Source organism: Streptomyces bambusae, from assembly GCF_019400985.1.
Lineage (GTDB): Bacteria > Actinomycetota > Actinomycetes > Streptomycetales > Streptomycetaceae > Streptomyces > Streptomyces bambusae_A.
The window spans coordinates 1-10,779 of the sequence record NZ_WTFF01000248.1 but is presented as its reverse complement, the minus strand read 5'-3'; the positions used below and the strand labels follow the sequence as shown (position 1 = coordinate 10,779).

Here is a 10,779-nt window from a genome sequence, read left to right as displayed (position 1 = left end):
GCCCCGTGGCGCGGCCCGTCGAGTCCCCGCCGTGGCGGCGGTGGCGCGCGTCGGGGCCCTCGCGGGCGGGCTCGTGCTGCTCGTACCCGCCTGCGCCTCGATGCCCGACCACGGCGAGATCCGGCAGGTACGGGCCTCGCAGGGCGCCGACTCGCAGGTGCGGGTGTTCGGCGTACCGCCGGCCGACGGCGCGGGCCCCCGGGACATCGTGGACGGCTTCCTGGAGGCCATGACCGCCGACGACCCGCAGCTGGAGACCGCCCGCAAGTACCTCACCGACGACGCGGCCAAGAGCTGGAAGCCCGGCTCCGGCATCACCATCACCTCGGGCGGTCTGACCTGGGTGCCGGTGCAGACCGAGAAGGACCCCGAGGGGCCGCGCTTCAAGCTCACCGGCAAGAAGCTCGCCACCGTCGACGAGCGCAGCGCCTACCAGCCGAACACCGCCGGCGGGAACTACGACGAGTACCTCCAGCTGGTCAAGGACAAGGCGGGGCAGTGGCGGATCGCGACGCCGCCGGCCGGGCTGGTGCTCAGCGAGTCCGACTTCCAGCGCATCTTCAAGCCCGTCAACAAGTACTACTTCTCCGGCTCGACGCTCGTCGCCGACCCCGTCTACGTACGCCAGCGCACCGACCCCGACTCGCGCATGGACCCGTTGGCACAGACCGTCAAGTCCCTGCTGTCGGGCCCCTCCAAGTGGCTCGGGCCGGTGGTCGCCTCCAGCTTCCCCACCGGTACGGAGCTGCGCGAGGGCACCAAGTCCCTGACGTACGACAGCCAGAACGGGCAGAACACGCTGCGCGTGCCGCTCAACGAGCGGGCCGACAACGTCGCGCAGCCGCAGTGCCAGAAGATGGCCGCCCAACTCTTCTACACCGCACGGGACCTGACGGCGTCGCGGCTGGACCGCGTCGAGGTGCTGCGCTCGGACAAGTCCTCGCTGTGCGGGGTGACCGAGGCGGCGGCGTCGGCGCAGGCGGGGCGGCCGGCGAGCCCGCGGTTCCAGTACTACGTCGACAAGCAGGACGGCAAACTCGTCCGGATGCAGCTGCGCACGGACGACGACCAGCAGGACCGGGCGGAGCCGGTACCCGGGCCGCTGGGCACCGCGGGCTCCGGCTTCCGGGTGTCCGCGGCGGCGGTGGCGCACGACGAGCGGCGCGCGGCGGTGCTGTCGGAGGACGGGCGCGGGATGTACGTCGTGTCGCTGACGACGGCCGGGGCGATGCCGGATCCGGTGCAGTCCAGCAAGGCCGGGCGGCTCACCGCCCCGAGCTGGGACGCCCGTGGCGATGTGTGGGTGGCCGACCAGGACCCGGCGGCGCCGGCGCTGTGGCTGGTGCCCGGCGGGACCGCGAAGCCGGTGAAGGTGGACGTCGCCGGGCTGGACGGCGGCCGGATCACCGCGCTGCGGGTCTCCTCGGACGGGGTGCGGATCGCGCTGCTGGTCACCAAGGACGGCGGACGCAAGAACCTCTACATCGGGCGGATCGAGCGGCCCGAGCACCACACCGCGGCCGGGTCGGGGGTCTCCGTACGGGAGCTGCGGCCGGGCGCGCCGCAGATGGCCGAGGTGACGGCGATGACGTGGGCTCCGCGGGGCCGGCTGCTGGTGGTCGGGCGCGAGAGCGGGGGCGTCGTGCAGGCCCGCTACGTGCTCTCGGACGGCTCCACGGTCGCGGCCGGCCTGCCGGGCGCGACGGGGCTGACGGCGGTGGCGGCGTCGGAGGACGAGACCAAGCCGGTCGTCGCGCACTCGGCGGACGACGGCATCGTCTGGCTGCCGCCGGGCGCGCAGTGGCGCACGGTGGCGGCGGGGGGGCTGGCGCCGGTCTATCCGGGGTGAGGCTGCCGGGGGTGGTGCTGCCGCGGGCTGGCGCTGCCGGGGGCTGGTGCTCTGCCGGGCTGACGCTGCCGGGGGCTGGCGCCCTGCCGGGCTGGTGCCCTGCTGCCCTTCGCCGTGTGCCGCGCGGGCTCCGGGACGGGCTCCGGAACCCTCGTGGGCGCGGTCGGGCGGCTGGCGCCCTGCCGGGCTGGCGCCCTGGGCTGACTCGGGCTGCGGGGTGCCCCGGCCTGGCCTGCCGGCCCGACTTCGGGCCTCGGCCTGAGCGGCCCGCGGCATATTCCAGCCCGCGCGGCGTTTGAGCGCACCGGGCGCGAAGCGCACGGAACGGGGTCCGGGGCGGAGCCCCGGTTTCGGGAAGGGGCGGGTAGGGGAACAGCCCCGCGCAGCGGCCCCGGCAGGGCTACGGCTTGGCCAGGTCCGCCAACTGCGCCGCGAACCACCGCGCCGGCGGCAGCGCGGTGGCCGCCGCCGCCAGCCGCTTCGTCCGCTCCGCCCGCTCCGCACCCGGCATCGCCAGCGCCTCGTACAGGGCCTTCGCCACACGGCCGGCGCGCCGTCGCGCAGCTCCCCGTACGCCCCCGCGCCCGCCGACAGCACCACTTCGTGCAGCCGCACGTCCGGTTGTCCACAGGGGTCGCGGGAGCGGGGTCTGCGCGGCAGAGTGGAGGGATGCGGGGGTGGTGGCGCGACCTTGCCGACCTGGTGCTGCCGGCCGACTGCGCGGGGTGCGGGGCCGCGCGCTGTCTGTTGTGCCCGGGCTGCCGGGAGGAGCTGTCCGGGACCGGTGCGCGGCGGGTCCGGCCGTGCCCCGAGCCGGTCGGCCTGCCGGTCGTGCACGCGGCCGCCTCGTACGGCGGTGCCGTGCGCTCGGTGCTGCTCTCCCACAAGGAGCGCGGCGCACTCGCCCTGGCCGAACCGCTGGGCGCTGCCCTGGCCGGGGCGGTCCACGCGGGCCTGGCCGCGGCCGCGGCAGCGGCTGCGGACGGACCAGGCGCGCGTGGCAGGCCCGAGGGAGGGTACGCATACGTGCGCCTCGGCGAGCCGGGGCGGTGGAACGGGAGCGGCGCGCAGCGCTCCGGGGCCGGGCCCGGACGGGCCCGGGGACTGCGGCACGAGCCCGGGCGGAGCCCCGGGGTCGTGTTGGTGGCGGTGCCGTCCTCGCGGGGCTCCGTGCGGGCGCGGGGGCACGACCCCGTGCGGCGGATCGCGCTGGCCGCCTCCGCCCGGCTGCGGCGGGACGGGGGTCCCGCGCGGGTGCTTCCCGTGCTGCGCCAGCGCCGCGCCGTGGCCGATCAGGCGGGGCTGGGGGGGCGCCAGCGGCAGTACAACCTTGCCGGGGCACTGGAGGTCCGCCCCGGTGCGGCGGCCCTGCTGGAGGGCGCTCAGCCGGTCCTCGTCGACGACCTGATGACCACCGGGGCCACCCTCGCCGAGGCGGCCCGGGCCTGGTGCGAGGCGGTCCCGGCGGCCCCGGCCCCGTTCGCCGCCGTGGTGGCGGGACCGGCTGACTCAAATTTTGAGCCAAGATCCCCCGGAACCCGTACAGAGCAATAAAGTTGCGAATAGATTTGGAACTGATCGGGAAGGCGCATCGTTGCAGGTGGTATGAGGAATCAACCACCCGAATGGAGGTAGCTTCCGGTAGCGGGTGCCGACAACCGGCATGGAGAGATATGTTCGGTTGAAGAGGAACTGGCGAGCCTTGGCCCGCAATGTCTCTCGACTCCGACGTCGGTGGGGTGGAGATCTTGCCGATGGGGGAGGAGGAGGTGAAAGTCGCCAAGTCCGAGGCTCCGGTGCTCACCGGGGCCTGGTGCAAAAGGGAGACGCTTCGCCGAGGCGGCGGAGCAATCCGGGAACGGAGTTCTGCGTGGACATCGTCGTCAAGGGCCGCAAGACCGAAGTGCCCGAACGGTTCCGCAAGCACGTGGCCGAGAAGCTCAACGTGGAGAAGATCCAGGGGTTCGACGCAAAGGTGATCAGCCTGGACGTCGAGGTGTCCAAGGAGCTCAACCCGCGGCAGGCCGACCGTTCCGACCGTGTGGAGATCACCCTCCGATCCCGCGGTCCCGTGATCCGCGCCGAGGCCGCCGCGGCCGACCCGTACGCGGCGCTCGACCTCGCGCAGGAGAAGCTGGAGAACCAGCTGCGCAGGCAGCACGACAAGCGGTACAGCCGTCGTGGCACCGGTCGGCTCTCCGCCGCGGAGGTCGCCGACGTCGTCCCGGACGCCGCGACCCTCACGCCGAACGGTGAGCCGGTGCACGAGGGTCTTGAGGACGCGATCCCGACCACCCGGATCGGGTCGCTGGAAGTGAGGGGCGAAGGCCCGCTCGTCGTCCGGGAGAAGACCCACTCGGCGGCACCCATGTCGCTCGACCAGGCGCTTTACGAAATGGAGCTGGTCGGGCACGACTTCTATCTTTTCGTCGACTCCGAGACGAAGCTGCCCAGCGTCGTCTACCGGCGTCACGCGTACGACTACGGCGTCATCCACGTCAACCCCGACGGCGCCTCCACCTCGGAGGAGCCGCGCGGCAGTGCGGGTGGCGCCCTCGGCGGCTGACGGTCGATTCCGGTGGTGCCCCTGTGGACGCCCGATGCGTCCCGGGGGCACCCGTATGCTGGCGGTCAGTCAACCGGCGGGCGATTCCGCCGGGTTGGTGCAGACCTTGGCGCGGAGATTGCAGGGGGAGGAACGATGGCGGACACCTTCGAGCCTGGCTGCCGTACGGGCGGGGGCTCGGCCGGTGAGCCGATCCGGGTGCTCGTGGTGGACGACCACGCCCTGTTCCGGCGCGGGCTGGAGATCGTCCTCGCGCAGGAGGAGGACATCCAGGTCGTCGGCGAGGCCGGGGACGGGGCGGAGGCGGTGGACAAGGCCGCGGACCTGCTGCCGGACATCGTGCTGATGGACGTACGGATGCCGAGGCGCGGCGGCATCGAGGCCTGCACCTCGATCAAGGAGGTGGCCCCCTCCGCGAAGATCATCATGCTGACCATCAGCGACGAGGAGGCCGACCTCTACGACGCGATCAAGGCGGGCGCGACGGGCTACCTGCTCAAGGAGATCTCCACGGACGAGGTCGCCACCGCCATCCGGGCGGTGGCGGACGGGCAGTCGCAGATCAGCCCTTCGATGGCGTCGAAGCTGCTGACGGAGTTCAAGTCGATGATCCAGCGGACGGACGAGCGTCGGCTGGTGCCGGCGCCGCGGCTGACGGACCGGGAGCTGGAGGTGCTCAAGCTGGTGGCGACCGGGATGAACAACCGGGACATCGCCAAGGAGCTGTTCATCTCCGAGAACACCGTCAAGAACCACGTCCGCAACATCCTGGAGAAGCTGCAGCTGCACTCCCGGATGGAGGCGGTCGTGTACGCGATGCGAGAAAAGATCCTGGAGATCCGCTAGGCGCTCCCGGCGGGGCGGGTGGGGCCGGGCCTTGGCCGGGCCCGGACGAAGCCACGGGCCGAGCCGACCCGCCGCCCGCCCGCGTTCGCGCGCCTCCGCCTGCCGTCTGCGCCCGCCCGTCCGTCCGGCAGAGACCGCCCCCGGCGGGCAAGTCCGCCGTGGGCGACGCCCGCGGCCCAGGGGAGCCGGGAAGGTTCCGACGTGACCGCCGCTGCTTCGGCGGCGGACTACGCACGCTCCGCGGGGAGGCTCTCACTGCGTGCCTCCGCTGCCGGCCGCTTCCGCTCGCTTGGCCCGGGCCTGCCCGCCACGCGCGTCCGCCCGTCGGCGGCGTCTGCACGTCGTCTGCGTCTGCTCACCCGGGTCTGTCGGCCTGCCCGCCGGCCGCCGCCCTCCCGCCCGGCCGGGAGCCCGCCGCCCGCCTCCGGGCGGGCTCGCGCCCCCGCCCGGCCGGGAGCACGCCGGCCGCCTCCGGGCGGGCTCATGGCTCAGGCCAGGCGGGTCAGTTCTGCCGTGACTGCTGCCGCTTCGGTCGGGGTGGTGGCGCGTTCGATGTGGATGGTGTCGCAGCCGACCCAGGTCGCTGCTTCCCGCAGGGCCGCGGCCATGGCTGGGGCTGCCTTCGGGGTGGTCAGGGAGAGTTGGCGGGCGACCAGGGTGCGGCCCTCGCGGGCCGGGTCCACCCGGCCCTGGAGCCGGCCGCCGGCCAGGAGTGGCATGGCGAAGTAGCCGTGGATCCGCTTCGGTTTCGGGACGTACGCCTCCAGGCGGTGGGTGAAGTCGAAGATCCGCTCGGTGCGGGCCCGGTCCCAGACCAGGGAGTCGAAGGGCGACAGCAGTGTCGTGCGGTGCCGGCCGCGGGGCGCGGTCGCCAGCGCGGCCGGGTCCGCCCAGGCCACAGCCGTGCCCGCACCTCGGGCGGCGCCCGTGCCCCGGCCGCCACGGCCGCCGCCAGCCGGCTTGCCCCAGCCCTCGACCTCGACCGGGACCAGGCCGGAGTCCGCGATCACCGCGTCGACCTGTTCGCCCTTGAGGCGGTGGTAGTCCGCGATGTCGGCGCGGGTGCCGACGCCCAGGGACTGCCCAGCCAGGGCCACCAGGCGGCGCAGGCACTCGCGGTCGTCCAGGTCGTCGTGGAGGAGGGCGTCCGGCACGGCCCGCTCCGCCAGGTCGTAGACCCGCTTCCAGCCGCGCCGCTCGGTGCAGACCACCTCACCGGTGTCCAGCAGCCACTCCACCGCGATCTTGGTCTCGGACCACTCGAACCACTCCCCGCCGTTCTTCGCGCCGCCCAGCTCGGACGAGGTCAGCGGTCCGTCCGCGGCGAGCCGGGTCAGCACCGCCTTCGTGGACTGCTCCTTGTCCTTCAGGACGTGCCAGCGGTGCCCCCGGGCCCGCCGTGCCCGGCGCCGGAACGCGAAGTGCGGCCACTCCTCGATCGGCAGGATGCACGCCGCGTGCGACCAGTACTCGAAGGCGTGGCTGCCCGACCAGTACGCCCGCTCCACCGCCTCGCGGCCCACCGCGCCCAGCCGTGCGTACGGGATCAGCTCGTGCGACCGGGCCAGCACCGAGATCGTGTCGAGCTGTACGGCGCCCAGGTGGCGCAGCACCCCGCGCACCCCGCCCCGGCGGTCGGGCGCGCCGAGGAACCCCTGGGCGCGCAGGGCGATGCGGCGCGCTTCGTCGGCGGAGAGGGACAGGGACGGCGGCGGCAGGGTGGTCATGGCCGCAGCCTAGGACCCACCACTGACAACCGGCCCTGACCTGCTCAGATCCGCCATCCTCAGACCCGGTCGCCCCCGGCAGTCGGCGCGGGCAGGTGCGGCAGCGCCGACGTGAGGCCCAGGTCGGCGGGGAGGAGGCCGCCCACCCAGCAGTCGCGCCAGGTGCCGCGGAACGGCAGGGCGGCGCGCAGGACGCCCTCGACGCGGAAGCCGGCCTTCTCCGCGACCGCCCGGGAGCCGGCGTTGCCGACCTCGGCCCGCCACTCCACGCGGCCGGCGCCGAGCGAGGTGAAGGCCCAGCGGGCCACGGCGAGCACGGCCTCCAGGGTGTAGCCGTTGCCGCGGTGCTCCGCGGCCGCCCAGTAGCCGATCTCGTAGCCGCGTACGCCGTGCACGTGCAGCCCGACCGCGCCCACGACGGTTCCGGAGTCCGTCCCGGAGCCCGTGCGGCACACGGCGAAGGAGTACTCGGTGTCCCGCTTCCAGCCCGCCGCGGCGATCTCCTCGGTCCAGCCGCGCGCGTCCACGTACCCGTACGGCACGGGGACGGAGGTCCAGCGCTGGATGCCGGGGTCCTGGCAGGCCCGGTGGACGGCGTCGGCGTCGCCCGGGGCCCAGGGGCGCAGCAGGAGCCGCTCGGTGGTCAGGGTGGTGGGTTCCATGGCCGGATTCTGGGGCGGCCGGCGTCGCGGAAGCGAACAGTTTTCGCAAAGTGCGGCACCTTCGCCGCGCCCCGGGCGTTCTCCTTACGGGTGCCGGCCGCCCCGCGGCCGCGGCAGACCTCCCGGCGCGGCCGTGTCCTCGCTTACGATGGCCGGTGCGGTGGGGCCCACCTGCCGTGCCCGTGTACGAACCAGTGCCAGGCCCGACCGGCAAGGAGACCAGCCTCAGTGTCCGTCCTCACCAAGCTCATGCGTGCAGGCGAAGGCAAGATCCTGCGCAAACTGCACCGCATCGCGGACCAGGTCAACTCCATCGAAGAGGACTTCGTCAACCTCTCCGACGCCGAGTTGCGGGCGCTCACCGACGAGTACAAGCAGCGGTACCAGGACGGCGAGAGCCTCGACGACCTGCTGCCCGAGGCCTTCGCGACGGTCCGCGAGGCCGCCAAGCGCGTGCTCGGCCAGCGCCACTACGACGTCCAGCTCATGGGCGGTGCGGCGCTGCACCTCGGCTATGTGGCGGAGATGAAGACCGGTGAGGGCAAGACCCTCGTCGGCACCCTGCCCGCCTACCTGAACGCGCTGTCCGGCAAGGGCGTGCACCTGATCACGGTGAACGACTACCTGGCCGAGCGCGACTCCGAGATGATGGGCCGCGTCCACAAGTTCCTGGGCCTGTCGGTGGGCTGCATCCTGGCGAACATGTCGCCGGCGCAGCGCCGCGAGCAGTACGCCTGTGACATCACCTACGGCACGAACAACGAGTTCGGCTTCGACTACCTGCGCGACAACATGGCGTGGTCGAAGGACGAGCTGGTCCAGCGCGGCCACAACTTCGCCGTGGTCGACGAGGTCGACTCGATCCTCGTCGACGAGGCCCGTACGCCGCTGATCATCTCCGGCCCGGCCGACCAGGCCACGAAGTGGTACGGCGACTTCGCCAAGCTGGTCACCCGCCTGACCAAGGGCGAGCCCGGCAACCCGCTGAAGGGCATCGAGGAGACCGGCGACTACGAGGTCGACGAGAAGAAGCGCACGGTCGGCATCCACGAGTCCGGCGTCGCCAAGGTCGAGGACTGGCTCGGCATCGACAACCTCTACGAGTCGGTGAACACCCCGCTCGTCGGCTACCTGAACAACGCCATCAAGGCGAAGGAGCTGTTCAAGGCCGACAAGGACTACGTCGTCATCGACGGCGAGGTCATGATCGTCGACGAGCACACCGGCCGTATCCTCGCCGGCCGCCGCTACAACGAGGGCATGCACCAGGCCATCGAGGCGAAGGAAGGGGTGGACATCAAGGACGAGAACCAGACGCTCGCCACGATCACCCTGCAGAACTTCTTCCGCCTCTACTCCAAGCTGTCGGGCATGACCGGTACGGCCATGACCGAGGCCGCCGAGTTCCACCAGATCTACAAGCTGGGCGTCGTGCCGATCCCGACGAACCGGCCGATGCAGCGCGTGGACCAGGCCGACCTGATCTACCGCACCGAGGTCGCCAAGTTCGCCGCCGTCGTCGACGACATCGCGGAGAAGCACGAGAAGGGCCAGCCGATCCTCGTCGGCACCACCTCGGTCGAGAAGTCCGAGTACCTCTCGCAGCAGCTCGCCAAGCGCGGCATCCCGCACGAGGTGCTCAACGCCAAGCAGCACGAGCGCGAGGCCGTGATCGTCGCGCAGGCCGGCCGCCGCGGCGCGGTCACGGTCGCCACGAACATGGCCGGCCGCGGTACGGACATCAAGCTCGGCGGCAACCCGGACGACCTCGCCGAGGCCGAGCTGCGCCAGCGCGGCCTGGACCCGGAGGAGCACATCGAGGAGTGGGCGCACGCCCTCCCCGAGGCGCTGGAGCGGGCCGAGGCCGCCGTGAAGGCGGAGTTCGAGGAGGTCAAGGAGCTCGGCGGGCTGTACGTGCTGGGCACCGAGCGGCACGAGTCGCGGCGTATCGACAACCAGCTGCGCGGTCGTTCCGGCCGTCAGGGCGACCCGGGCGAGTCCCGCTTCTACCTGTCGCTGGGCGACGACCTGATGCGCCTGTTCAAGGCCCAGATGGTCGAGCGCGTGATGTCCATGGCGAACGTGCCGGACGACGTCCCGATCGAGAACAAGATGGTGACGCGGGCGATCGCGTCGGCCCAGTCGCAGGTCGAGACCCAGAACTTCGAGACGCGCAAGAACGTCCTGAAGTACGACGAGGTGCTCAACAACCAGCGCGAGGTCATCTACCGCGAGCGCCGCCGCGTCCTGGAGGGCGAGGACCTGCACGAGCAGGTGCGCCACATGATGGACGACACCATCGACGCGTACATCGCGGCCGAGACCGTCGAGGGCTTCGCCGAGGAGTGGGACCTGGAGCGGCTGTGGAGCGCCTTCAAGCAGCTCTACCCGATCCGGGCGACCATCGAGGAGCTGGAGGACGCCGCGGGCGACCGGGCCGGCATCACGGCGGAGTTCATCGCGGAGCTGGTCAAGGACGACATCCACGAGCAGTACGACGCGCGCGAGAAGCAGCTCGGCTCCGAGGTCATGCGTGAGCTGGAGCGGCGCGTGGTGCTGTCGGTGCTGGACCGCAAGTGGCGCGAGCACCTCTACGAGATGGACTACCTCCAGGAGGGCATCGGCCTGCGGGCGATGGCGCAGAAGGACCCGCTGGTGGAGTACCAGCGCGAGGGCTTCGACATGTTCAACGCCATGCAGGAGGGCATCAAGGAGGAGTCCGTCGGCTACCTGTTCAACCTGGAGGTCCAGGTCGAGCAGCAGGTCGAGGAGGTCCCGGTCCAGGAGGAGGCCGCCGTCCCGGCGGCCCGTCCGGAGATCAAGGCCAAGGGCCTGGACGCCCCGCAGCGCCGCGGCGGCCTGCACTTCTCCGCGCCGACGGTGGACGGCGAGGGCGGTGTGGTCGAGGGCGACTTCGAGGAGGACGGCGCCCCGGCGGGCGAGGGCATGACCCGCGCGGAGCGCCGCAAGGCCCAGCGGGCGGCCGGCGGCCGCCGCCGCAAGAAGTAACCCCCGCGGGGCGGGGATGGACGGGGCCGGTGCAGCGCGAGAGCGCAGCACCGGCCCCGTCGGCGTTTCCCGCCCGCGCCGCGCCTGCGCCGGGCCTGCGCCGGGCCTGCGCCAGGAGGG

The 10,779-nt window shown here is 72.7% G+C and carries 8 protein-coding genes; 5 read left to right on the top strand and 3 right to left on the bottom strand.

Features of this window, described 5'->3' with window-relative positions:
* A partial coding sequence (locus GPJ59_RS26955; protein WP_308120505.1) for an LpqB family beta-propeller domain-containing protein occupies nucleotides 1-1,849 on the top strand: 1,849 nt, incomplete at its 5' end.
* A 400-nt stretch (nucleotides 1,850-2,249) separates the two neighbouring features.
* Here the strand turns inward: GPJ59_RS26955 and GPJ59_RS26950 are convergent.
* Nucleotides 2,250-2,390: a hypothetical protein gene (locus GPJ59_RS26950; protein ID WP_219670299.1), complete on the bottom strand. Its 141-nt coding sequence runs from the start codon at nucleotides 2,388-2,390 to the stop codon at nucleotides 2,250-2,252.
* Nucleotides 2,391-2,518: 128 nt separating this feature from the next.
* Here GPJ59_RS26950 and GPJ59_RS26945 point away from each other — a divergent pair, with 128 nt between their 5' ends.
* The 3 genes from GPJ59_RS26945 (at nucleotide 2,519) to GPJ59_RS26935 (ending at nucleotide 5,261) form a co-directional block, all read left to right on the top strand.
* Nucleotides 2,519-3,403 (top strand): ComF family protein, encoded by an 885-nt coding sequence (locus GPJ59_RS26945; protein ID WP_258024970.1) that lies wholly within the window; start codon nucleotides 2,519-2,521, stop codon nucleotides 3,401-3,403.
* A gap of 316 nt (nucleotides 3,404-3,719) precedes the next feature.
* On the top strand, nucleotides 3,720-4,415 hold the full coding sequence (gene hpf / locus GPJ59_RS26940) for a ribosome hibernation-promoting factor, HPF/YfiA family (protein WP_374200914.1): 696 nt from the start codon (nucleotides 3,720-3,722) through the stop codon (nucleotides 4,413-4,415).
* Between the two features lie 135 nt (nucleotides 4,416-4,550).
* Entirely contained in the window at nucleotides 4,551-5,261 is a 711-nt protein-coding gene (locus GPJ59_RS26935) for a response regulator (protein WP_258024969.1), read from the top strand.
* 488 nt (nucleotides 5,262-5,749) lie between these two features.
* Here GPJ59_RS26935 and GPJ59_RS26930 read toward each other — a convergent pair whose 3' ends face one another.
* Nucleotides 5,750-6,988 (bottom strand): winged helix-turn-helix domain-containing protein, encoded by a 1,239-nt coding sequence (locus GPJ59_RS26930; protein ID WP_219670297.1) that lies wholly within the window; start codon nucleotides 6,986-6,988, stop codon nucleotides 5,750-5,752.
* A gap of 59 nt (nucleotides 6,989-7,047) precedes the next feature.
* Nucleotides 7,048-7,650, bottom strand: coding sequence for a GNAT family N-acetyltransferase (locus tag GPJ59_RS26925; RefSeq protein WP_219670296.1), 603 nt, complete (start codon nucleotides 7,648-7,650; stop codon nucleotides 7,048-7,050).
* A gap of 228 nt (nucleotides 7,651-7,878) precedes the next feature.
* On the opposite strand from GPJ59_RS26925, the gene secA reads away from it, so the two are divergent.
* Complete coding sequence (gene secA, locus GPJ59_RS26920) at nucleotides 7,879-10,659, top strand: preprotein translocase subunit SecA (RefSeq protein WP_219670295.1); 2,781 nt, start codon at nucleotides 7,879-7,881, stop codon at nucleotides 10,657-10,659.
* Nucleotides 10,660-10,779 lie beyond the last annotated feature (120 nt).